The organism is Aeromicrobium sp. MLTX1, assembly GCF_046452335.1.
GTDB lineage: Bacteria > Actinomycetota > Actinomycetes > Propionibacteriales > Nocardioidaceae > Aeromicrobium.
This window is the reverse complement of record NZ_JBKFDN010000001.1, coordinates 1,562,582-1,584,043: the sequence shown is the minus strand read 5'-3', so window position 1 is coordinate 1,584,043 and position 21,462 is coordinate 1,562,582. Positions and strand designations below refer to the sequence as shown.

Here is a 21,462-nt window from a genome sequence, read left to right as displayed (position 1 = left end):
GGTTTCCTGTCACTTCGCGAGGTTCGCAAACCTCGCGAAGTGACGGTTTCCCCGGTTAACCGGGGAAACCGTCAACCCAGCCGGAGCCCGAGGGCGGCGGCGCCGACGCCGCAGGCGAGCATCGCCGCGGCGTGGGCGGCGGCCAGGACAAGCGCACGCGGGCCGCGGCTGCGCGCGAGCAGGACGGCCTCGACGCTGGCGGCCGAGAAGGTCGTGTAGCCGCCGAGCAGGCCGGTGCCGAGGACGAGGCGCAGGTCGGAGTCGGCGGCCGTGGCGGCCACCAGCAGCCCGAGCGCGAACGCACCCGTGACGTTCACCGCGAACGTCCCCAACGGCACGGGCGCGCGCACCGACCGCGTGACGAGCGCCTCCGCGACGAACCGCAGCACGGCCCCGACACCGCCCGCGAGCGCGACGAGCGCGATCACCGCTCCCCCTCTTGGGCAGGAGGCCGCATGCCGCCGCCCACGAGGACGCCGGCAGCAGCCGCCAGGACGCCCAGCACCACGCTCAGCACGGCGTAGGCCAGCCCGAGACCGAGCGCACCACCGGACACCAGCCGGTCGACCTCCACCGCGAACGTGCTGTAGGTCGTGAAGCCGCCCAGGACGCCCGCGCCGAGCGCCGGGCGGACGTACCGGAGCCGTCCGACCTCGCGCCCCGAGACAGCGGCGACCAGCGCACCGAGCAGGAACGACCCGACGACGTTCACCGTGAACGTGGCCCACGGCCAGGCGCCGTCGGCCGGCGGGAAGGCCTCGGCGAGCGACGCGCGCACCGCCGTGCCGAGCGCGCCGCCGATCAGGACGAGGACGAGGGCCACCGGACTCGCGTACAGCGGCCGTGCCTGCGACGAGGCGTCATCAGCGCGCACGGGGCTCCTCTCGGCGACGGCGGGTGCGCGCCGAGCCTACGCCCCCGCGAACGACAGCGCGGTGGACCGTGGCCGAGGCCACGATCCACCGCGCCGGTGGGGGTTCGAGCTACCGCTGGAGCTTGAACACGTAGACCCGGGTGACCGTGCGCGGCTTGCCGCCGGTCGGGGTGTACGTGGCCTTGACGCGCAGCTTCGTCGAGACGGCGGACTTGCCGCTCGCCTTGAGCTTCTTCTTCAGCTTCTTGATCGTCGAGCCCGACGGCTTGACCCAGACGGACGTGTCGCCCGAGGAGCCGACCTTCTTCGTGACGGTCTTCAGCGTGCCCTTCTTCGACGGGCCGACCTTGACCTTGCCGGCGCCGGGCAGGTCGAGCTTCAGCTTGACCGCGGCGGCGCGGGAGTAGCCGGAGGGCTTGGGCAGCTTGAACACGTTGCTCGGAGCGACGGCGGGCTTGATGCCGGTGCGGACCGAGGTGTCCAGGATGCTGCGCCAGCCGCCGTCCTGGCCGTCGGCCTGGGCGGGGGCCGCCCAGTACCAGTCCCAGGCGAGGGAGACGACCAGGCCCTTGCCCTCACGCTTGGTGAAGACGCCGGCGTTGTCGTTGTCGGAGTCGGCGTACTCGACGACCGCGCCGGCCGGGAGCGTGGAGATCTGGGCCGAGTTCGAGCCGTTGTTGTCCGGCAGGACGGCCGGGCCGCCACGGAACGGGCTGCCGACGGGGGCGCGCTTGGTCCACTCGCTGTCGCCCGAGGTCTCGATCTCGTAGCCGAACAGCGTGTTGAGCGTGTACTCGTAGTCCGACGCGACCACGATGGTGCCGCCGTTGCGGACGAAGGACTTGACGGCGCTGCGGCTCGCGGAGCCGATCTTCTGCGCCCACGCGTCACGCTCGAGCTCGGGCACGACGAGCGTGTCCTTGCCCTTCAGCGCCGCGGTGATGGCGGCGGGCGTGCTGGTGGTGAGCTCGGTGACCGTGTGGCCGTCGGCGCGCAGGCCCACGATCATGTTCGCGGCCTCGTGGCCCTCGTTGGTGGGCACCTCGGACAGGGCGATGGTGTCGACGAAGTTGGGGTCGTTGAGCACGACGACCTTGGCGCCGGGCGCGGCGGCCGGAGCGGCCGTGGCGACGGGTGCGGCGAAGGCGAGAGCGCCCGTGACGAGGGCTCCGCCGAGGAGTCCGGGCAGGACTCGGTACTGGGACTTCTGCGGGATCATGCGCGTGAGCCTAGGGGCGCGTGGTGCGGGTGCGTCGTCCTTTTCCGCCAAGCTGGGCCCAAGGAACCATGGCGTGTAGGACGTTCGGATGAGGCGCCCGAGGCCGGGAAGTGAGCGACGCCCCCGGACCGGGTCCGGGGGCGTCGATGACGTGGAGCATAGGAGATTCGAACTCCTGACCTCTTCGATGCGAACGAAGCGCGCTACCAACTGCGCCAATGCCCCAAGGTCGTACATCAGGATAGCAACACGGTCCCCGGTGTCACTCCTGCGGGGGTGGGTGAGCGGCTCAGTGGCCGACGGCGCGCTGGTCGGAGCCCGCGTCGCCCTCGTCCATGCCGGGCAGCTCGGTCTGCTCGCCCTCGACGTGACCCGAGGTCCACGCGCCGGGCTGGCCGAACTCGATCGTGCGCACGGTGCGGCCCGCGCGCGGCTTGCTCACGTAGGTGGGCACCGTGATCGGCAGCGGGTCCCACAGCGGCTCGCCGCTCGTGGCCGAGACGCTGGGCACCGCGATCTGCAGCTGCTCGTCGAGGGCGTCGGCGGCCAGCGGCGCGTCGGTCTCCATGACGTTGCGGCGCTCGGGCGCGAGATCCTCCACCTGGTCGGAGACGACGATGGTCATCTCCTCGTCGGCGGCGGTGCCCCCGACGGCGGTGGAGCGGTCGGACGTGACCCGGCCCGAGGCCCAGCCGACGACGCGGACGACGGACGACGGCACGGCCCGCAGGCCACGCACGATCCGGCCCTGCGAGGAGCGACGGGCGATGCCGCGCTCCTGACGCACCATGACACGGCACAGCACCAGCCACGCGACGATCAGGCCGACACCGATCGCCGGCGTCCACACGGGGACGAGGCTGGCGACGGTGACGCCGGTCAGCACCGCGAGCACGGCCACGAGCGTCAGCAGCACGGTGCGGCGACGGCGGGCGGCGATCCTGGCGGCCTCGCGCGTGACGCGCGGACGTTGCGCGTCGACCGCCGGAGAAGTCCGGTCGACGCGAGGGGAAGTCGAGGGGGTGGCGGGCTCGGCGCGCTTCGTCACGGTCGGGGCCACCTTCTTCGTGACGGTCGGGGCGGGGCGCTCCTCGGCGGCCACCGCGGTGCGGCGCGGCTCGACCACGCGGCGCGTGGGGCCGTCCTGGTCGAGGGAGGAGTTCTTGCCCGCCTCGTCGTAGCGACGCAGGACGAGCGGCACGAAGTACGCCGCCCACAAGGCGACGACGAACGCGACGATCAATCCGCTGGAACCCACGCTTGAAACCGTAGGTCGTGACGCGCTCGATCCGTGGGAGCCTGCCGGGTGTGTCGCACCAGAGTTCACGCAGGCCCCGTCGGACTCAGTGGGCGGGACGGTCCCCGCGGAGCCGCGCGAGGACGCCGTGCGGCACGTCCTCCTTGAGCAGCTGGAACATCCGGTGGTCGCGCCACTCCCCCGCGATGTGCAGGTAGCGCGGCGCGAGGCCGAACTCCTCGAAGCCGAGCTTCTCCACCACCCGCAGGCTGGCGGCGTTCTCGGGACGAATGGAGATCTCGATGCGGTGCAGGCCGGCCTTCGCGAACAGGTGGTCGCACACGAGCGCGACCGCCGTGGGGGTGACGCCGCGTCCCGCGTGGCTGCGCGCCACCCAATAGCCGATGCTGGCCCACAGCGCCGAGCCGCGCGTGATGCCGCTGACGGTGACCTGCCCGACCATGTCGCCGGCCCACGTGACCGCGAAGGGCATCGCGGAGCCCTCGCGCGCGCGGCGCCGCAGGGTGGCGATCGTGGCGCCGTACGACTCGGGCGCGTTGCCCTCGCCGCGCGGCAGCGTGGCCTCCCACTGGCCGAGCCAGTCGGCGTTCTCGGAGCGCAGCCGCGCCCACGTGGAGGCGTCGCGGCGCACGAGCGGACGGACGCCGACGAGACCGTCCGACAGCGTGGCCGGCCACCCGCGTGCCATCAGAAGTTGCGGTCCAGCACGAGGGTGCGGACGGTGTCGCCCAGGTGCAGCGCGCTCTCGTCCTCGCCCACCACGATCAGGGCGTTGGCCTTCGCGAGCGTGCCGACAAGGTGGGGGCCGGCGTGCGGCAGCGGGGTGACCTTCGCACCACGGTGCGTGACCTCGAAGAACGCCGGCCGGTACTCGCGCACGCCGGTGTCGGACGTGAGGTCCTCGGCCAGCACCGCGTGGACCTGCGGGCGGCGGTAGGGCGTGCGGCCCAGCATGCGACGGATCGCCGGCACCACGAAGACCTCGAAGCCGACGTACGCCGAGACCGGGTCGCCCGGCAGCGTGATGACCGGGGTCTGCTCGTCGAAGACGCGGCCGAAGCCGTGGGTGCGGCCCGGGTGCAGCGCGACGTCGGAGAAGGTGACCTCGCCGACCTCGGTGAGCGTGCGCTTCACCAGCGCGCGCTCGTCGCCGGTGATGCCGCCGGTGGTGACGACGAGGTCGGCGCGCACGAGCTGGTCGGACAGCACGCGCTTGAAGTGCGCGGGGTCGTCGTCGACGACGCCGACGCGGTAGGCGATCGCGCCGAGGTCGCGCACCGCGGCGGCCAGCATCGAGGAGTTCGCGTCGTGGACGGAGTCGGCGTCGAGGTGGGCCCCGGGCTCGCGCAGCTCGCGGCCCGTGGACATGATGACGACGCGCGGACGCGGGCGGGCGCGCACGCGGTCGCGGCCGATCGCGGCCAGCAGCCCGATCTCGCGGGGGCCGAGCACCGCGCCCTCGGGCAGCGCGACGGCGCCGCGGGAGAGATCGCCGGCGGCGTGCCGCACGCCCGACCCGGCCAGGACGGCGCGGCCGATGGCCACCTTCGTGCGGCCGCCGTCGGTGGAGTCGGCGGGGACGACGGCGTCGGCGCCGCGCGGCAGTGGCGCACCGGCCATGATCCGCACGCACGAGCCGCCGCTGATGGCGAAGGGCTTGCCGAGGCCGGGGACGATCTCGGCGACGACCGGCAGCTCGACGGGCTCGCCCGGGCGGGCCCCGACCACGTCGGTGGCGTTGACCGCATAGCCGTCGACCGCGGCGGCGGAGAACCGGGGCAGGTCGTCGTCGCTGAGGACGTCCTCGTGGAGGGTGAGGCCCAGTGACTCGACGACGGGCTGGTCATAGGCCGCGAGGGGTCCGACGCCCCGCAGGATGGTCTCGAGGTGGTCCTCGACCGTCAGGCGGCCGGGGGCGACGCTGACGGGACGCGTCCGCGGAGGCAGTTGTCCTGACGACATGCGTGCCAGCCTAACGGCCGTTCCGCCCTAGATCCCGGACAGCACCGTTCCGGACGCCACGTGGCGCGGTCGGCCCTCGTCCTCGAGGACCACGTCGCCGCGCACCACGACGCCCTCGCCGAAGCTCCAGTCGCCGCGCACCGTGAGCGACGAGGCGTACAGCAGGCCGACCGAGAACGGCAGCCGCTTGTCGAACTCGCCGATCGCCTTGAAGTAGCGCTTGTCGAGGTCGACGGCCGGGACGTCGTCCACGCGGGCGCGCATCTGGTAGTCGGGTCCCACGTCGTAGACGTCGGAGCGCAGCAGCAACAGGTCGTCGGTGGTCTTGACCGGCAGGAAGCGCGCGCGGTCGACCTCGATCGCCGTGGCGCCCTCGAACACCGAGATCGCCGCGCCCATCGCGGACTCGATCTGGATCACCTCGGGGCTGTCGGGATCGGTGGGGTCGACGTTCTTCTGGTTGCGGATGAGCGGCAGGTCGAGGACGCCCTTCGCGCGGTCGAGCTCGGCGCGCAGCGCGTGGAGGTCGAACCAGAGGTTGTTCGTGTGGAAGTAGCGGTGCACCGACAGGTCGGCCGCGGCCTCGCGGTCCTCGGGGGCGATCTGCGCGGTCTCGCGCAGGATGAGCCGGCCGTCGGACCGGCGCACCACGAGGTGACCGCCCTTGACGTCGGCCGGCGTGCGGCGGCAGACCTCGGCGGCGTACGGGGCCCCGGTCTCGGCGAACCACGCCATCATCGCGGGGTCGGGCACGGCGCCGAGGTTGTCGGCGTTGGAGATCGAGGCGTAGCGGTAGCCGGCCTCGATCAGCTGGTCGAGCACGCCCGAGGCGTCGAGGGCGGTGTAGAGGTCGGCGTGGCCGGGCGGGCACCACTCGAGCGACGGGTCGTCGGGCCACTCGATGGGCTCGAGGGTCTCGGCGTCGAGGCGCGGCTCGCGGTTCTGGAGGAAGTCGAGCGGGAGGTCGCCCACCTTCAGCTCGGGGTAGCGCGACAGCGCCTCGAGGGTGTCGTCGCGGGTGCGGAAGCTGTTCATGAACAGCAGCGGCAGGTCGACGCCGAGCGTGGCGCGCACGTGCCAGACCTGGTCGACGATGAGGTCGAGGAAGCTCAGCCGGTGCTTGATCGGCAGCAGCGACTTGGCCTGCTGCATGCCCATCGTGGTGCCGAGGCCGCCGTTGAGCTTGATGACCACCGTCTCGGCGGCGGCGCGGCGCAGGGTCTCGGTGTCGTAGTCGAGGGAGTGGATGCTCGCGACGTCCTTGAGCGGCTCGACCTCGGACTCGGCGATGAGGCCGGACGCACCCTCCTCGAGCTGGTGGTAGAACGCCGTGAAGACGTCGATCGCCTGCTCGGGCAGCCCGACCGAGCGCATCTTGTCCTGTGCGGCAGCCAGTGCGTTCATCGGCCCTAGGCTAGCGCCATGTCGGCGTCCGTGACGGGTGAGAAGACGAACCTCCGTCGGCTCCTGGCCGCGCGGCGGCGCGATCGGACGACCGCCGACCGGGCCGGCGCCGCCGAGGCGATCGCCCTGCACGCCGCCGCGCTGCCCGCCCTGGTGCGCGCGCGCCGGGTCGCCGCGTACCTCTCGCTGCCCAGCGAGCCGGGCACGGAGCCGCTGATCGACCTGCTCACGGGACGCGGTGTGGAGGTGCTGGTGCCGCTCGGCCGGCCCGACCGGTCGATGGACTGGGTCGTCCACGAGCCCGGCGCGGTGAGCGTGGGGGCGCTCGGGGTGCCCGAGCCGACCGGTCCCCCGCTGGGGGCCGGAGCGCTGGCCACGTGCGACGTCGCGCTCGTGCCCGGACTCGCCGTCGACCACGCCGGCAACCGGCTCGGCCGGGGCGCGGGCTACTACGACCGCGCCCTCGCCGGCTTCCCCGGCGTCGTCTGCGCCGTGGTGTTCGACGACGAGCTCGTCGAGCACGTGCCGCACGAGGCGCACGACCACCCCGTCGACCTCGTCCTCACGCCCGCAGGCGTCTTCCGTCCCTCCCGGGACCGAGATCTGTAGCGGTCTCCACCGTTCTCGGGCGGTTGAGGCCGAGAAAGGGTGGATACCGCTACGGATCTGGCCCGCCGGAGGCGGGAGCGGTCAGGACACGGCGACGATCGGGAGGCGGTAGGCCGCGGGGGCTTGATCGGGGACGACCGGGTTCTTCGGCAGGATCGGCTCGATGCGGCGATAGGCCGCGCCCAGCGCGGGTCGCTGGTCGGCCTCGCCCTTGTTCGGCCACATCGCCACGGCGCGCTCGGCCTGGGCCGTGATCGTGAGCGAGGGGTTCACGCCGAGGTTGGCGCTGATCGCCGAGCCGTCGATGACGTGCAGGCCCTCGTGACCGTAGAGGCGCTGGTAGGGGTCGATGACCCCGGTCTCGGGCGAGTCGCCGATCGCGCAGCCGCCGAGGAAGTGCGCCGTCATGGGGATGCCGATCGGCTCGGTGACGATGCCGCCGGGCACGCCGTCCATGTAGTCGGCCATCTCGGTCACCGCGCGGTGCGCCTCCGGGATGTAGGTGGGGTTCGGCTCGCCCGACCCCTGCTTCGTCGTCATCTTGCGGCCGCCGAACAGCCGCCGCTTCGTGTAGGTGGTGATCGAGTTGTCGCGTGCCTGCATCACGAGCGCGATGACCGTGCGCTCGGACCAGTGGAACGCGTCGTAGAGCTTCGGCAGCCGCGGCGCGATCCTCACGATGTTCTTCAGCACCGTGAGCACGCTCGGCTTGCCATGGCCGCTGCCGTCAGTGGACAGCACCATCTGGACGAACATCATCACGTTGGAGCCCTTGCCGTACCGGACGGGCTCGATGTGGGTGGTGTCGTTGGGGTGGATCGACGACGTGATCGCCACGCCGCGCGTGTAGTCGACGTCGCGGTTCATCGCGACCGAGCCCATGAGGGCCTCGGAGTTGGTGCGCGTCAGCAGGCCGAGTCGCTGCGAGACGTGCGGCAGGCTGCCGCCGTCGCGCAGCTGGTGCAGCAGCCGCTGCGTGCCCAGCGAGGCCGCCGAGAAGATGACCTGCTCGGCCCGGATCACGGGGTTCTTCCCGCGCCACTTCCGGGTGGAGCGCGAGTGCACCTCGTAGCCGCCCTCGGCCGGGCGCACGTCGACCACGGTGGTCAGGTCGCGCACCTCGGCCCCGGCCTGCTCGGCCAGGTAGAGGTAGTTCTTGACGAGCGTGTTCTTGGCGTTGTGCCGGCAGCCCGACATGCACTCGCCGCAGTTGATGCAGGTGCGGCGGTCGGGTCCGACGCCGCCGAAGTACGGGTCGCCGACGTCGCGGCCCTCCTCCTCGCCGAACAGCACGCCGACGGGCGCGAAGTGGAAGCTGTCGCCGTAGCCCAGCCGCTCGGCGGTGGTCTTCACGACCGTGTCGGCGGGGCTCATCTCGGTGACCGGGTTGACGCCGAGCATGCGCTTGGCCTGGTCGTAGTACGGCGCGAGCTCGCTCTTCCAGTCGGTGATGTGGCTCCAGGCCGGGTCCTCGTAGAACGGGTCGAGCGGCTCGTAGAGCGTGTTCGCGTAGACCAGCGAGCCACCGCCGACGCCCGCGCCGGCGAGCACGAGCGAGTTGCGCAGCAGGTTGATCCGCTGGATGCCGTAGCAGCCCAGCCGCGGCGCCCAGAGGTACTCGCGCAGGTGCCAGGAGTTCTTCGCGAACTCGTGGTCGGCGAAGCGGCGGCCGGCCTCGAGCACGAGCACCTTGTAGCCCTTCTCGGTCAGCCGCAGCGCCGAGACGCTGCCGCCGAATCCCGATCCGATGATGACGACGTCGTAGTCCTGCTCGGTCATGGTCGTTCCTCTCAGGCTCGGGTGGTGAGTCGGCGCAGCAGGCCGAGGCCGACGGTCAGCAGGGAGCCGAACGTGCGCTTGGACAGGAAGGCGGGCCCGCCGACGGGCATCACCCGCTGCACGCCGATCGACTGGGTCTCGGTGAAGCGCAGCAGGCCCTCGGCGCCCTGGCGGCGGCCCGTGCCGGACTCCTTCATGCCGCCCATGGGCGCGCCGATGCTGCCGAACGTGGCGGCGAAGCCCTCGTTGACGTTGACCGTGCCGGCGCGCAGCCGCTCGGCCACCTTGCGGGCGCGGCGCGTGGGTCCCCACACGCTGGCGTTGAGGCCGTAGACCGTGCTGTTCGCGGCCTGCACCGCCTCGCCCACGCTGCGGTACGGGTAGAGCGAGACGAGCGGGCCGAACGTCTCCTCGGCGAAGCACAGCGCCTCCGGGGGCACGTCCTCCAGGACCGTGGGCTCGTGGAACCACGGGGCGATGTCGGGGCGTGCCCGGCCGCCGGACACGAGCGTGGCGCCGTGGTCGAGGGCGTCGGCGACGTGCTTCTCGATCGTGGCCAGCTGGGCGGGCGAGACGAGCGTGCCCATCTCGACCTCCCAGTCGGCGTTCGCGCCGTAGGCCAGGTGCGACAGGCGCTCGGCCAGCGCGTCGCGGTAGCGGCCGTAGATCGACTCGTGCACGTAGACGCGCTCGATCGAGACGCACAGCTGGCCCGCCGAGCTGAAGGCCGCCGTGACCGTGCCCTCGACGGCGCGGTCGACGTCGGCACCGGGCAGCACGATCATCGGGTTCTTGCCGCCGAGCTCGAGCGAGCAGCCGATGAGCCGCTCGGAGCACTGGGCGGCGATCCGCTTGCCCGTGGCGGTGGAGCCGGTGAAACAGATGTAGTCGGCGTTCGCGATGATCGCCGAGCCGATCACCGAGCCGGCGCCGCTGACGACCTGCCACAGGTCCTTCGGGAAGCCCGCGCGGTGCATGAGCTCGATGATCGCCAGGGCGGTGAGCGGCGCCTGGCTGTCGGGCTTGTGCACCACGGCGTTGCCGGCGGCGACGGCGGCGAGACCGTCGACGAGCGCCATGGACAACGGGTAGTTCCAGGGCGTGATGAGCCCGACGACGCCCTTCGGCTGCTGGTGCTGACGCACGCTGGTGAGCACGGGGTAGACGCCGCCCCGGCGGTGCGGGCCGAGGATGCGCGACAGGCGACGGCCGTAGTAGCGGCCGGTCAGCGCGGTGTGCAGCACCTCGTCGAACGCGTGCGCGCGCGCCTTGCCCGACTCCAGCTGGACGAGGTCGAGCAGCTCGGCCTGGTGCTTCAGGACGAGGTCGTGCAGCCGCAGCAGCGCCTTCTTCCGGCGACGCAGCGGGGTGCGCGCCCAGGTCAGCTGCGCGACCCGCGCGGCGGCGAACGCGTCGAGGACGTCCTGGTCGGTGGAGACCGGGACCGTGGCGACATCGGCCCCGTTCAGGGGCGACACGGTGGTGCGCGTCTCGGTGCCCGTGGCCCGGATCAGGCCGGTGAGCTGGGCGATGCGCTCGGGCGCGACTGTGATCTGGGCGACATCAGGCATGGACAGGACGATACCGAAGAAACCAGACATGTGACACCACGACTGTCACATCACGTCACCGCGGGTTACACGGACGCGGGATCGTCCAGTCGCTTGGCGAAGCAGAGCGACTCGGGCACCTGGTCGTACGGCGGGTAGATGTCGATGGGCTCGTAGCCCGAGCGCGCGTAGAGGGCGATCGCGGCCCGCTGCCGCTCCCCCGTGTGCAGCACGACGCGGTCGGTGACCTCGCGGGCGCGGTCCTCGATCGCCGCGAGCAGGCGCGCCGCGAGGCCGGTGCCGCGCGTCTCGGGCAGCAGGAACATCCGCTTGATCTCGACGAGGTCGCGCAGCCGGCGCAGGCTCACCGTGCCGACCGGCCGGTCGCCGTCGAGGGCGAGCAGGCACGCGAGCACCGAGTCTGCGGTGATCTCCTCCGCGCTGACGCCGTGGCGCACCCGGCCGTAGAGGTCGCTCATCTCCGTGCCCATGCGGGCGCGCAGGTCGAAGACGCGCGGATCCATGAAGTCGACCTCGACGATCTCGGCGGTCACCGCCGCACCACCGGGCCGGGCTCGCGCACGTCGGCCAGCATCGTGTGAGCCGCGCGCGTGGCCTTGAGCAGCGGGCGGTCGAGCGTGGCGATCGCGAGGCCCTCGGACTCCTCGACCGAGGCGAGGACGCGGCCCTCGGGGTCGTAGACCGCGCTGCCTCCGTCGAAGTCCGCGCCAGCGACCGAGCCGGCCAGTCCGCTGACGACCGCGTACATCCCGTTCTCGACGGCGCGGGCGCGGTAGTAGACCTCGCGCCGGTGGGCGCTGCCGGCGAAGTACGCCACCGAGGCGGCGTAGACCTCGGCGCCGGCCAGGGCCACGGCGCGGGCGTGCTCGGGGAAGCAGCCGTCGTAGCAGATCGACAGGCCGACGGCCCAGCCCCGGACGTCGATGATGACGCTCTCGGCGCCTGGGACGACGTGCCGGCTCTCGTCGCCGCACGGGTTCTGCTTGTCGTAGACCCGGCGTGCCGACGGATCGTCGCCGAGACCGAACGCGAGCGTGGAGATCGTGAACCCGTCAGGCCCGTCGAGGCACGCACCGACGAGCACGACCGTGCCCGCTGCGGCGGCCACGTCGGCGATCGGCTGCAGGCGCGGATCCGACTCGCCGACCACGACCGGCGGCAGGCGATAGCCACCGAGGAACAGCTCGGGCATCACCAGCAGATCGGCACCGCCGGCCTGCTGGACCGCGCGGACGACGGTGGCGATGTCGGTCTCGACGTCGCCGGCCGAGGCGAACTGGCCGGCCGCGACGGTGAGCGTCACCCGAGGACGACCTCGATGCGCTGGAACTCCTTGAGGTCCGTGTAGCCGGTGGTGGCCATCGCGCGGCGCAGGGCGCCGACGAGGTTCATCGTGCCGTCGGGCACGTGCGAGGGGCCGAAGAGCACCTGCTCGAGCGAGCCGACGGTGCCGATCTCGACGCGCTCGCCGCGCGGCAGGTCGCCGTGCCAGGCCTCGGCGCCCCAGTGGAAGCCGCTGCCGGGGGCGTCGGTGGCGCGCGCGAACGGCGAGCCGATCATCACGGCGTCGGCGCCGCAGGCGAAGGCCTTCGCCAGGTCGCCGCTGCGGCCGATCGAGCCGTCGGCGATGACGTGCACGTAGCGGCCGCCCGACTCGTCGAGGTAGTCGCGGCGGGCCGCGGCGACGTCGGAGACGGCCGAGGCCATCGGCACTGCGACGCCCAGCACGCTGCGCGTGGTGTGGGTGGCTCCGCCGCCGAAGCCGACCAGCACGCCGGCCGCGCCGGTGCGCATGAGGTGCAGGGCGGCCTGGTGCGTGGCGCAGCCGCCCACGATCACCGGCACGTCGAGCTCGTAGATGAACTCCTTGAGGTTCAGCGGCTCGGCGTTGCCCGAGACGTGCTCGGCCGAGACGGTGGTGCCACGGATGACGAACAGGTCGACGCCGGCCTTCACGACCGCGTCGGCGAACTGCTTCGTGTGGCCCGGCGAGAGCGAGCCCGCGACGGTGACGCCGGCGTCGCGGATCTCCTGGAGGCGCGCGGTGATCAGCTCGGCCTTGATCGGCTCGCTGTAGATCTGCTGGAGCCGCGGGGTGACCTGCGCGGGCTCGATGCGCGCGATCTCGTCCAGCAGCGGGCGCGGGTCCTCGTAGCGGGTCCACAGGCCCTCGAGGTTCAGCACGCCGAGGCCGCCGAACTTGCCCAGCGCGATCGCGGTCTCGGGGCTCATCACCGAGTCCATCGGAGCGGCGACGATCGGCAGGTCGAAGCGGTACGCGTCGATCTGCCAGTGCGTCGACACCTCCTGCGGGTCGCGCGTGCGGCGACTCGGCACGATGGCGATGTCGTCGAAGTGGTACCCCTGCCGGCCGCGCTTGGCCAGTCCGATGTCGATGCTCACGCGCCCAGCCTATCGGGCCGCGCTGACGTCAGAGGATCGTGTAGTTGGGCGCCTCGACGGTCATCTGGATGTCGTGCGGGTGGCTCTCCTTGAGGCCGGCCGCGGTGATCCGGACGAAGCGCCCGCGGTCGCGCAGCTCGGGGATCGTGCGCGAGCCGACGTAGAACATCGACTGGTGCAGGCCGCCGACCAGCTGGTGCGCCACGGTGGACAGCGGGCCGCGGTAGGCGACGCGTCCCTCGATGCCCTCGGGCACGATCTTGTCGTCGCTCGTGACGTCGGCCTGGAAGTAGCGGTCCTTGGAGTAGGACTTCTTGCCGCGCGAGGCCATCGCCCCGACCGAGCCCATGCCGCGGTAGGTCTTGTACTGCTTGCCCGCGACGAAGATCAGCTCGCCGGGGCTCTCCTCGCAGCCGGCCAGGAGGGAGCCGACCATGACGCTCTCGGCGCCCGCGACGAGCGCCTTGGCGATGTCGCCGGAGTACTGCAGGCCGCCGTCGGCGATGACCGGGACGCCGGCCGGGGCCGCCGCGAGCGTGGCCTCGTAGACGGCCGAGATCTGGGGCACGCCGACGCCCGCGACGACGCGCGTGGTGCAGATCGAGCCGGGTCCGACGCCCACCTTGACGGCGTCGACGCCCGCGTCGACGAGCGCCTGGGCGCCCTCCCGGGTGGCGACGTTGCCGCCGATGATCTGGACGCCGTCGAACGCGGAGTCGGCCTTGAGCTTGCGCACCATGTCGAGCAGGGCGCGGGCGTGGCCGTGCGCGGTGTCGACGACGAGCACGTCGACGCCGGCCTCCATGAGCCGGCTCGCGCGGTCGTAGGAGTCGCCGAAGAAGCCGACCGCGGCACCGACGAGCAGGCGGCCCTCGGCGTCCTTGCTGGCCATCGGGAACTGCTCGGACTTCACGAAGTCCTTGACGGTGATGAGGCCGGCGAGCTTGCCCTGCTCGTCGACGATCGGCAGACGCTCGCGCTTGTGCTGGCGCAGCAGCGCCGAGGCGTCCTCGCGGCTGATGCCGACGGGGCCGGTGATCAGCGGCATGTGGGTCATGACGTCGTGGACGAGCGTGCTGGCCCACTCGGCGACGGGCGTGAAGCGCAGGTCGCGGTTGGTGACGATGCCCAGCAGCGTGTTGTCCTCATCGACGACCGGCAGGCCCGAGACGCGGTACTCGCCGCAGCGCTCGTCGAGCTCCTCGAGGGTGGCCTTCGGGCCGATCGTGACGGGGTTGGGGATGATGCCCGTCTGGGTGCGCTTGACGAGGTCGACCTGGTAGGCCTGGTCCTCGATCGAGAGGTTGCGGTGCAGGATGCCGATGCCGCCCTCGCGCGCCATGGCGATCGCCATGCGCGACTCGGTGACCGTGTCCATCGCGCTCGACAGCAGCGGGATCCGCAGCGAGATGTCACGCGTCAGCCGGGTCGTGGTGTCGACCTCGCTGGGGATGACGTCGGTCTCGCCGGGAAGCAGCAGGACGTCGTCGTACGTGAGGCCGAGAGGAGCGAACTTGTCGGGGATGCCCACCATGGCCCGAGTCTACCCGCGCACCGACGCCGTCCCGAGGCCGCGGGATGTGATCCCCGTCGTCAGTGCAGGCTCGTCGCGGGGCTGACCTTGAGCATCTCGTCGACGGACGAGAACTTCACGCGCGGGCGGCCCTCGCGCCGGCCCGCCTTCTCCTCGGCCTTCTCGATCGCGAGCATGCGGCGGCGGCCCACGACGCCGTCGACGCGGCTGCGCACGAACGGCCCGAAGGTGAGCTTGCGGCGCGGCGCCGGCGGGATGAGCCCGGCGTTCGCGTCGGCGATGATCGACTGGATCGTCTCGTGGGCGCACGTGCGGTTGGTGCCGATGCCGCCGGTGGCGCCGCGCTTGATCCAGCCCACGACGTAGGTGCCGGGAACGGGCCGGCCCGTGTCGGGGTCGATCACGCGTCCGTGCTCGTTCGGGACCGTGGCGGTCTCCTCGTCGAACGGCAGGTCGGGCACGGGGGTGCCGCGGTGACCGGTGGCGCGGATCAGGGTGCCGCACGGCACCTTCACGGCCTGCTCGGGGACGCCCGACGGCGCCACCTGCACGGCCTCGACGCGGTCGTCGCCCTCGACCGAGACGACCTGGCGGCCGAACGCGAACACGAGACGGCGACGCTCGCCCGGGGGCGTGGTGAGGTCGACGTCCACCAGCGGCAGCGCGGCCAGGACCGCGGCGTTGGTCTCGGGCTCGGCCTCCTCCAGCTCGGCCGCGGTGAACTCGTCCCGGGCGACCACGACGTCGATGCCCGGCGGCATCATCAGCAGCTCGGGGCGCGTGAACGCCGCGGCCGACGGCCCGCGCCGGCCGAGGAGGACGACCTCGCGGACGTCGAGCCCGCGGAACGCCTGCACGGCGTGGTCGGGCATGTCGGTGCGCGCCAGCACCTCGGGGTCGTGCAGCAGCAGGCGGGCCAGGTCGAGCGCCACGTTGCCGTTGCCGACGATCACCACGCGGTCGCCCTGGAGCACCACGCCCGTGGGCTCGATGTCGAGCGCGCCGTTGTACCAGCCGACCACCTCGGGCGCGGCGTAGACGCCCGGCAGGTCCTCACCCGGCACTCCGAGCTCGCGGTCGCGACGCGCGCCGACGCCGTAGATCACGACGTCGTGGTGACGCAGCACGTCCTGGTGGGAGATGTCGCGACCGACCTCGACGTTCATCACCATCGAGGTGCGGGGGTGCTTGTACGCCCATTGGAAGAGGTCGGCGAACTTCTTGGTGTCGACGTGGTCGGGAGCCACCCCGCCGCGCACGAGGCCTCCCGGCACGGGGAGCCGGTCGATCATCGTGATCCGTGCGTCCGTGGACAGCAGCAGCTGGCGCGCCGTGTAGGCCGCGGCCGGGCCGGTGCCGACGATCGCGATCGACAGCGAGCGCTCGAGGTCGCCGCCCATCTCCTCCCACGTGTGGGTCTTCGGATCCTCGCGCACCGGGCGCCGTTCGAAGTACGCCGCGTTGATCTCGGCGAAGACCGTCTCGGGCCCGCGCAGCAGGTCGATCGGCTTCGGTGCGGCGACCGGGCAGGCGTCGGCGCAGGCGCCGCAGTCGATGCAGGCCTTCGGGTCGACGTAGACGATGTCGGTCGTCGCGAAGTCGCGCTCGTCGGGAGTGGGATGGATGCAGTCCACGGGGCAGACCGAGACGCACGAGGCGTCCTTGCAGCAGGACTGGGTGATCGCGTAGGCCACGGCGGGGTGCTTTCGGTTCGGGTCGGCGTGGCCGTCAGAGCATGTGGACGGTGCGGTACATCCGCATCGCGGACGGGGTCAGCAGGCCCACCTCGGACAGGAAGTCCATGAGGTGCACGCAGCTCATCCGCATGAGGTTCTGGTGGTGGGTGTTGGACCTCGCCGCCGCCTTCGCCTCCTCGGGGTCCAGGCCGGCGTTGGCGTAGACGTCGTCGTTGACCAGCGAGTCGACGATGATCGCGGCGACGATCGAGATGACGAACGCGGCCAGGTGCCGGCGTGGCTTGGAGATCCCCTCGAGGTACTCCTTGATCTCCATGCGCGCGAACTTCATGTGACGCGCCTCCTCGACCACGTGGATCTTGCTCGTGGTGCGCACCTCCTCGAGGACGTCCTCGCCGCGCATCCAGTCGCGCTGCATGATGTCGAGGACCTCCTCGGCCACGAGGATCGAGGAGTAGGCCATCTCGCCGGTGGCGGTGGTGCGGAAGACGCGGGCGAGCTCGTGGAAGAGCCGGCGGGGGCGGTAGTGCGGGACGCCCATCTTGCTGCAGGTCTTGCTGAACATCAGCGAGTGGCGGCACTCGTCGGCGATCTCGGTGAGGGCGAAGCGGAACTCGGGGTCGCCGTAGTCGGCGGAGTACTGCGAGCGCAGCACCATCGACTGGAGCATCGTCTCGAACCAGATGCCGGTGCTCATGATCGAGCCGACCTCGTGGCGGGTGAGGTCGATGCGCTGCTGCTCGGTCATCCGGTCCCACAGCGGCGTGCCGTAGAGCGTGGACCACTCGGGGTTGAGGCCGTACTTGTGCGGGTCGAGCGGCTTGTCCCAGTCGATCTCCTGGTCGGGGTCGTACGACAGGACGGCGGCGGACTCCAGCAGTCGCTCCAGCTCGGAGTCCATGTCGATGGACTGGCGGAACTCGACGGCGGCGCGATCGTCGGTGACGGTCATGCGATCTCCTCGGTCATCGGTATGTGACATTGTGAATGTAACATAGACTGTGAGACACGTCACCACCTTTTCGCCGCCGTCCCGGACCCCCGGTCCGGGCGACCGCGGCGAGGTGCCGCGCCACACCGTATTGGGCTGCGCGGGGGCGACGGTTGGGCCCATGCTGTTGTGCATGCCCAAACGGACGCCGACCGCTCACACCGCCGAGGTCGCCAGCTCGTTCGCCCAGTGGCTGCGCCGCCGCCGCGAGCAGGCCGGCATGACGCAGGAGGAGCTCGCGCACCGCGCGGGCCTGAGCCGCAACCAGGTGCAGAACCTGGAGAACAACCGCAACAACAACGCCACCGGCCGCTCGTCGGCCGACCCGAGCCTGGACACGATCCTGGCCCTCGAGGCGGCGTTCGGGCTGGAGCTGGGCGACCTGCTGGTGGACGTGCGCCGGTTCATGGAGTCGCCCGACCGCTGACCCGCACGCGCTCGACCTCGGACACGATCCGGTCGAACACGTCGGCCGCGTGCTGCAGCGCCGCGGCGAACGCGCGTCCCTCCCCCGCCGACGCCGCGTAGGCCTCGGCCTCGTAGGCGAGCTCGACCCGGTCGCCGGGCAGCGCGCCGTGCAGGATGGCCACCCAGGCGCCTCCGGGCACCGGGAACACGCGGGCGTGCTGCTCGTCCTCTGCCGTCTCGCCGGAGCGGTGGTCGGTGCACCACCACGGGCAGGTGGTCGATGGCGTCGTCATGGGGCAGTCCTATCAACGGGTGCGGACACCGGGTCGACCCCTAGGTTATTGGGCCCGACGGACGCTGTCGTCCCTCGTCTCACGGGCGGCTCCGGCGCCGCGCCGCCACCGCACGACGAAGGCCCCGGGCGGATGCCCGGGGCCTGCGTCGTGACGGTGTCGGTCAGTGGTTGTGACCGGCGTGCGCGTCGTCCTCGTCGGCCGGCTTGTCCACCACGAGGGTCTCGGTGGTGAGCAGCATGGCCGCGATCGAGGCCGCGTTGGCGAGCGCCGAGCGCGTGACCTTGACCGGGTCGAGGATGCCCTGCGCGAGCAGGTCGCCGTACTCGCCCGTGGCCGCGTTGTAGCCCTCGCCCGACTCGCGGACCTTGGCCACGACGACCTCGCCGGAGACGCCACCGTTGCGGGCGATCCACTCCAGCGGGGCGTCGGCGCCCTTGCGGACGATGCGAGCACCGATGGCCTCGTCGCCCGAGAGCTCGAGGTCGTTGTCGAGCACGCCGACCGCGTGGACCAGCGCCGAGCCACCGCCGGGGACGATGCCCTCCTCGATGGCCGCGCGGGTCGCCGACACGGCGTCCTCGATGCGGTGCTTCTTCTCCTTGAGCTCGACCTCGGTGGCCGCGCCGACGCGGATGACGCAGACGCCACCGGCCAGCTTGGCGAGACGCTCCTGGAGCTTCTCGCGGTCCCACTCGGAGTCGGTCTGCTCGAACTCGGCCTTGATCTGGGCCACGCGGCCCTCGACCTCGGCCTGCTCGCCGCCGCCGTCGATGATCGTCGTGTCGTCCTTCGTGACGACGACGCGACGGGCGGTGCCGAGGACCTCGAGGCCGACCTGGTCGAGCTTGAGGCCGACGTCGGGCGTCACGACGGTCGCGCCGGTGAGGGTCGCGATGTCCTGCAGCATGGCCTTGCGGCGATCGCCGAACGCGGGCGCCTTGACGGCCACGGACGTGAACGTGCCACGGATCTTGTTCACCACGATCGTGGACAGGGCCTCGCCCTCGATGTCCTCGGCGATGATGAACAGCGCCTTGCCGGACTGGACGACCTTCTCCAGCAGCGGCAGGAGGTCGGACACGGCCGAGATCTTGCCCTGGTTGACGAGGATGTAGGGATCGTCGAGGACGGCCTCCATGCGCTCGGTGTCGGTGACCATGTACGGCGACAGGTAGCCCTTGTCGAACTGCATGCCCTCGGTGAACTCGAGGTCGGTGCCCATGGTGTTGGACTCCTCGACGGTGATGACACCGTCCTTGCCGACCTTGTCGAACGCCTCGGCGATGAGCTCGCCGATGACCGCGTCACGGCTGGAGACCGTGGCGACGGCGGACATGTCCGAGACCGAGTCGACGGCGCGAGCACGCGAGTGCAGCTCGTTCGTGACGGCCTCGACGGCCGCCTCGATGCCCTTCTTGAGGCCGACCGGGTTGGCGCCGGCCGCGACGGCGCGCAGGCCCTCGTGGACCATCGCCTGGGCCAGGACCGTGGCGGTCGTGGTGCCGTCACCGGCGACGTCGTTGGTCTTGGTGGCGACCTCCTTGGCGAGCTGGGCGCCGAGGTTCTCGAAGGGGTCGTCGAGCTCGACCTCACGCGCGACGGACACGCCGTCGTTCGTGATCGTGGGGGCGCCCCACTTCTTGTCGAGGACGACGTAGCGGCCCTTGGGGCCGAGGGTCACCTTGACGGTGTCGGCGAGCTTGTCGACACCGCGTTCGAGGGCGCGGCGTGCGTCCTCGTCGAATTCCAGAATCTTGGGCACGAGTGCTCCCTAACGGTTGGCTTGGGTGGACTCAGGCGATGACGGCGAGGACGTCACGCGCGTTGAGGATGAGGAACTCCTCACCGCCGTGCTTGACCTCGGTGCCGCCGTACTTGCTGAAGAGCACCTTGTCGCCGACGGCCACGTCGACGGGGATGCGCTCGCCGCTGTCGCTGACGCGACCGGGGCCCACGGCCACGACCTCGCCCTCCTGCGGCTTCTCCTTGGCGGTGTCGGGGATGACGAGACCCGACGCGGTGGTCTGCTCGGCCTCTCCGGCCTTGATGACGATGCGATCTTCGAGCGGCTTGATGGTGACCGACACTGGTCGACCTCCCCTTTCGATGAGAGACGTTCGGTTGGCACTCACTCATTGGGAGTGCCAGTCGTCAGCGTAGCACCGGCTGGCACTCGTCCCAACAGAGTGCTAGGCCGCGGCCCGCGGGCGCCCGGTGGCAGACTCGAGCGGGTGGACGCCCAGACCTTCGCCACCCTGACCACGCCGGCCGGGCAGGCCCTGCTGGCCGAGGTGGCCGCCCGCGCCGGACGCGAGTCCGACCTCGCCCTGGGCACGCGCCTGCGCCGCGACCACCCGGTGGAGCTCGTCGCCGCTGCCGTCACCCAGAACCACCTGCGCGGCCGGGCCGTCGCGAAGTTCGGCGAGGACGCCGCCCGTCTCTACTACACGCACGACGCGCTCGAGCAGTCCACGCGCCGGGCCGTCGCCGAGCACCGGGCCGCGCGGCTGGTCGCCCTCGGCGCCACACGGGTCGTCGACCTCGGATGCGGCATCGGCGGCGACCTCATCGCCTGCGCCCGCGCCGGACTGGCCGTGCGCGGCGTCGAGCAGGACGAGGTGCGCGCCGCGATCGCCCGCGCGAACCTCGCCGCGCTGGGACTGGAGGGCTCGGTCGAGGTCGGCGACGCGACGACCACCGCGGTCGCGCCCGACGAGGTGGCCTTCGTCGACCCAGCCCGGCGTGACGGCGCCGGACGCACCTTCCGTCTCGACGCCCTCGTGCCGTCGTGGGACTTCGTCACGGGCCTGCTCGCCGGACGGGCGGTGGCGAAGGTGATGCCGGGCCTCGCGCACGACGCGGTCCCGCCGGGCGTGCAGGCCGAGTGGGTGTCCGACGGCGGCGACCTCGTCGAGGCGTGCCTGTGGGGTGCCGGACTCGGGGCGCCCGAGGGCCGGGTCGCCACGGTGCTGCCGGCCGGGGCGCCCCTGGTCGCGCGGGCGACGCCGGCCACGGTCGGGCCGCTGCTCACGTACCTCGTCGAGCCGGACGACGCCGTGATCCGGGCCGGCCTGGTGGCGGAGCTGGCCGAGGACCTCGGCGGGCACCTGCTGGATCCCCACATCGCCTGGATCACCACCGACTCCCCCGCCGCCGCGCCGCTCGGCCGCGCCTTCCGGGTTCTCGAGGAGCTGCCCTACCGCGAGAAGCAGCTGCGCGCGGCCCTGCGCGAGCGCGACATCGGCACCCTCACGGTGAAGAAGCGCGGCGTCGACGTCGTGCCCGAGCGCCTCGTCGCCCGCCTCAAGCTGTCGGGGAGCCGCCCGGCGACCGTGGTCCTCACCCGCGTCGCCGGCGAGGCGCGGGCCTTCCTGGTCGAGCGCCAGCCCTGAGCGTGACGTTTCGGGGGTGAAATCGCCGATTCGACCCCCGGAACGTCACTGCCAGCGGGCCGCTC

General features: G+C 71.9%; 21 protein-coding genes and 1 tRNA gene. 3 read left to right on the top strand and 19 right to left on the bottom strand.

Annotation, left to right across the window (positions count from 1 at the left end):
• Positions 1-71: 71 nt before the first annotated feature.
• From ACK99Q_RS07575 to ACK99Q_RS07540, 8 genes are all read right to left on the bottom strand, one after another.
• A complete protein-coding gene (locus ACK99Q_RS07575; protein WP_410185537.1) occupies positions 72-428 on the bottom strand; it encodes a fluoride efflux transporter FluC in 357 nt (118 codons plus the stop codon).
• A complete protein-coding gene (locus ACK99Q_RS07570) occupies positions 425-874 on the bottom strand; it encodes a fluoride efflux transporter FluC (protein WP_410185536.1) in 450 nt (149 codons plus the stop codon). Before ACK99Q_RS07570 ends, ACK99Q_RS07575 begins: the two co-directional genes overlap by 4 nt.
• A 109-nt stretch (positions 875-983) precedes the next feature.
• Positions 984-2,093, bottom strand: coding sequence for a hypothetical protein (locus ACK99Q_RS07565; RefSeq protein WP_410185535.1), 1,110 nt, complete (start codon positions 2,091-2,093; stop codon positions 984-986).
• A 152-nt stretch (positions 2,094-2,245) separates the two neighbouring features.
• Positions 2,246-2,318 (bottom strand) — tRNA-Ala (locus tag ACK99Q_RS07560).
• 64 nt (positions 2,319-2,382) lie between these two features.
• Positions 2,383-3,351: a hypothetical protein gene (locus ACK99Q_RS07555; RefSeq protein WP_410185534.1), complete on the bottom strand. Its 969-nt coding sequence runs from the start codon at positions 3,349-3,351 to the stop codon at positions 2,383-2,385.
• Between the two features lie 85 nt (positions 3,352-3,436).
• The gene (locus ACK99Q_RS07550) at positions 3,437-4,039 is read right to left on the bottom strand and encodes a GNAT family N-acetyltransferase (RefSeq protein ID WP_410185533.1); all 603 of its coding nucleotides are present in this window, start codon (positions 4,037-4,039) and stop codon (positions 3,437-3,439) included.
• Positions 4,039-5,313: a gephyrin-like molybdotransferase Glp gene (gene glp / locus ACK99Q_RS07545; RefSeq protein ID WP_410185532.1), complete on the bottom strand. Its 1,275-nt coding sequence runs from the start codon at positions 5,311-5,313 to the stop codon at positions 4,039-4,041. Before glp ends, ACK99Q_RS07550 begins: the two co-directional genes overlap by 1 nt.
• A gap of 27 nt (positions 5,314-5,340) precedes the next feature.
• Positions 5,341-6,717 (bottom strand): UTP--glucose-1-phosphate uridylyltransferase, encoded by a 1,377-nt coding sequence (locus ACK99Q_RS07540; RefSeq protein ID WP_410185531.1) that lies wholly within the window; start codon positions 6,715-6,717, stop codon positions 5,341-5,343.
• A gap of 18 nt (positions 6,718-6,735) precedes the next feature.
• Here ACK99Q_RS07540 and ACK99Q_RS07535 point away from each other — a divergent pair, with 18 nt between their 5' ends.
• Positions 6,736-7,326 carry a 5-formyltetrahydrofolate cyclo-ligase gene (locus ACK99Q_RS07535; protein WP_410185530.1) on the top strand — a complete coding sequence of 197 codons (591 nt, stop codon included), beginning with the start codon at positions 6,736-6,738 and terminating at the stop codon, positions 7,324-7,326.
• Positions 7,327-7,407: 81 nt separating this feature from the next.
• Here the strand turns inward: ACK99Q_RS07535 and ACK99Q_RS07530 are convergent, their stop codons facing one another.
• From ACK99Q_RS07530 to ACK99Q_RS07495, 8 genes are all read right to left on the bottom strand, one after another.
• Positions 7,408-9,105, bottom strand: coding sequence for an FAD-dependent oxidoreductase (locus ACK99Q_RS07530; protein WP_410185529.1), 1,698 nt, complete (start codon positions 9,103-9,105; stop codon positions 7,408-7,410).
• Between the two features lie 11 nt (positions 9,106-9,116).
• On the bottom strand, positions 9,117-10,676 hold the full coding sequence (locus tag ACK99Q_RS07525; RefSeq protein WP_410185528.1) for a succinic semialdehyde dehydrogenase: 1,560 nt from the start codon (positions 10,674-10,676) through the stop codon (positions 9,117-9,119).
• A gap of 65 nt (positions 10,677-10,741) precedes the next feature.
• Positions 10,742-11,209 (bottom strand): GNAT family N-acetyltransferase, encoded by a 468-nt coding sequence (locus tag ACK99Q_RS07520; protein ID WP_410185527.1) that lies wholly within the window; start codon positions 11,207-11,209, stop codon positions 10,742-10,744.
• Positions 11,206-11,979: a carbon-nitrogen hydrolase family protein gene (locus tag ACK99Q_RS07515; protein WP_410185526.1), complete on the bottom strand. Its 774-nt coding sequence runs from the start codon at positions 11,977-11,979 to the stop codon at positions 11,206-11,208. The genes ACK99Q_RS07520 and ACK99Q_RS07515 overlap by 4 nt, the downstream gene beginning before the upstream one ends.
• Positions 11,976-13,073 carry a GuaB3 family IMP dehydrogenase-related protein gene (locus ACK99Q_RS07510; protein ID WP_410186072.1) on the bottom strand — a complete coding sequence of 366 codons (1,098 nt, stop codon included), beginning with the start codon at positions 13,071-13,073 and terminating at the stop codon, positions 11,976-11,978. The genes ACK99Q_RS07515 and ACK99Q_RS07510 overlap by 4 nt, the downstream gene beginning before the upstream one ends.
• A gap of 34 nt (positions 13,074-13,107) precedes the next feature.
• Positions 13,108-14,613, bottom strand: coding sequence for an IMP dehydrogenase (gene guaB / locus ACK99Q_RS07505; RefSeq protein ID WP_410185525.1), 1,506 nt, complete (start codon positions 14,611-14,613; stop codon positions 13,108-13,110).
• A 59-nt stretch (positions 14,614-14,672) separates the two neighbouring features.
• Positions 14,673-16,307 carry a 4Fe-4S binding protein gene (locus ACK99Q_RS07500; RefSeq protein ID WP_410185524.1) on the bottom strand — a complete coding sequence of 545 codons (1,635 nt, stop codon included), beginning with the start codon at positions 16,305-16,307 and terminating at the stop codon, positions 14,673-14,675.
• A gap of 34 nt (positions 16,308-16,341) precedes the next feature.
• Positions 16,342-17,262, bottom strand: coding sequence for an AurF N-oxygenase family protein (locus ACK99Q_RS07495; protein WP_410185523.1), 921 nt, complete (start codon positions 17,260-17,262; stop codon positions 16,342-16,344).
• 172 nt (positions 17,263-17,434) lie between these two features.
• On the opposite strand from ACK99Q_RS07495, the gene ACK99Q_RS07490 reads away from it, so the two are divergent.
• Positions 17,435-17,728 carry a helix-turn-helix transcriptional regulator gene (locus ACK99Q_RS07490; protein ID WP_410185522.1) on the top strand — a complete coding sequence of 98 codons (294 nt, stop codon included), beginning with the start codon at positions 17,435-17,437 and terminating at the stop codon, positions 17,726-17,728.
• Here the strand turns inward: ACK99Q_RS07490 and ACK99Q_RS07485 are convergent.
• The 3 genes from ACK99Q_RS07485 to groES form a co-directional block, all read right to left on the bottom strand.
• Entirely contained in the window at positions 17,706-18,002 is a 297-nt protein-coding gene (locus ACK99Q_RS07485; RefSeq protein ID WP_410185521.1) for a hypothetical protein, read from the bottom strand. The genes ACK99Q_RS07490 and ACK99Q_RS07485 overlap by 23 nt on opposite strands.
• Positions 18,003-18,165: 163 nt before the next feature.
• Positions 18,166-19,767: a chaperonin GroEL gene (gene groL / locus ACK99Q_RS07480; protein WP_410185520.1), complete on the bottom strand. Its 1,602-nt coding sequence runs from the start codon at positions 19,765-19,767 to the stop codon at positions 18,166-18,168.
• Positions 19,768-19,798: 31 nt separating this feature from the next.
• Positions 19,799-20,092 (bottom strand): co-chaperone GroES, encoded by a 294-nt coding sequence (gene groES / locus ACK99Q_RS07475; RefSeq protein WP_078698994.1) that lies wholly within the window; start codon positions 20,090-20,092, stop codon positions 19,799-19,801.
• 144 nt (positions 20,093-20,236) lie between these two features.
• Between groES and ACK99Q_RS07470 the strand changes: the two genes are divergently transcribed.
• Positions 20,237-21,397 carry a class I SAM-dependent methyltransferase gene (locus ACK99Q_RS07470; protein ID WP_410185519.1) on the top strand — a complete coding sequence of 387 codons (1,161 nt, stop codon included), beginning with the start codon at positions 20,237-20,239 and terminating at the stop codon, positions 21,395-21,397.
• The last annotated feature ends 65 nt before the right edge of the window (positions 21,398-21,462 follow it).

What these genes read in the sequence shown, in the direction of transcription:
- ACK99Q_RS07565 (WP_410185535.1), bottom strand. Translation starts at nt 2,093, where the DNA reads ATGATCCCGCAGAAGTCCCAGTACCGAGTCCTGCCCGGACTCCTCGGC.
- ACK99Q_RS07485 (WP_410185521.1), bottom strand. Translation starts at nt 18,002, where the DNA reads ATGACGACGCCATCGACCACCTGCCCGTGGTGGTGCACCGACCACCGC.
- ACK99Q_RS07540 (WP_410185531.1), bottom strand. Translation starts at nt 6,717, where the DNA reads ATGAACGCACTGGCTGCCGCACAGGACAAGATGCGCTCGGTCGGGCTG.
- ACK99Q_RS07535 (WP_410185530.1), top strand. Translation starts at nt 6,736, where the DNA reads ATGTCGGCGTCCGTGACGGGTGAGAAGACGAACCTCCGTCGGCTCCTG.
- ACK99Q_RS07550 (WP_410185533.1), bottom strand. Translation starts at nt 4,039, where the DNA reads ATGGCACGCGGGTGGCCGGCCACGCTGTCGGACGGTCTCGTCGGCGTC.
- ACK99Q_RS07495 (WP_410185523.1), bottom strand. Translation starts at nt 17,262, where the DNA reads ATGACCGTCACCGACGATCGCGCCGCCGTCGAGTTCCGCCAGTCCATC.
- ACK99Q_RS07490 (WP_410185522.1), top strand. Translation starts at nt 17,435, where the DNA reads ATGCCCAAACGGACGCCGACCGCTCACACCGCCGAGGTCGCCAGCTCG.
- glp (WP_410185532.1), bottom strand. Translation starts at nt 5,313, where the DNA reads ATGTCGTCAGGACAACTGCCTCCGCGGACGCGTCCCGTCAGCGTCGCC.
- guaB (WP_410185525.1), bottom strand. Translation starts at nt 14,613, where the DNA reads ATGGTGGGCATCCCCGACAAGTTCGCTCCTCTCGGCCTCACGTACGAC.
- ACK99Q_RS07530 (WP_410185529.1), bottom strand. Translation starts at nt 9,105, where the DNA reads ATGACCGAGCAGGACTACGACGTCGTCATCATCGGATCGGGATTCGGC.
- ACK99Q_RS07525 (WP_410185528.1), bottom strand. Translation starts at nt 10,676, where the DNA reads ATGCCTGATGTCGCCCAGATCACAGTCGCGCCCGAGCGCATCGCCCAG.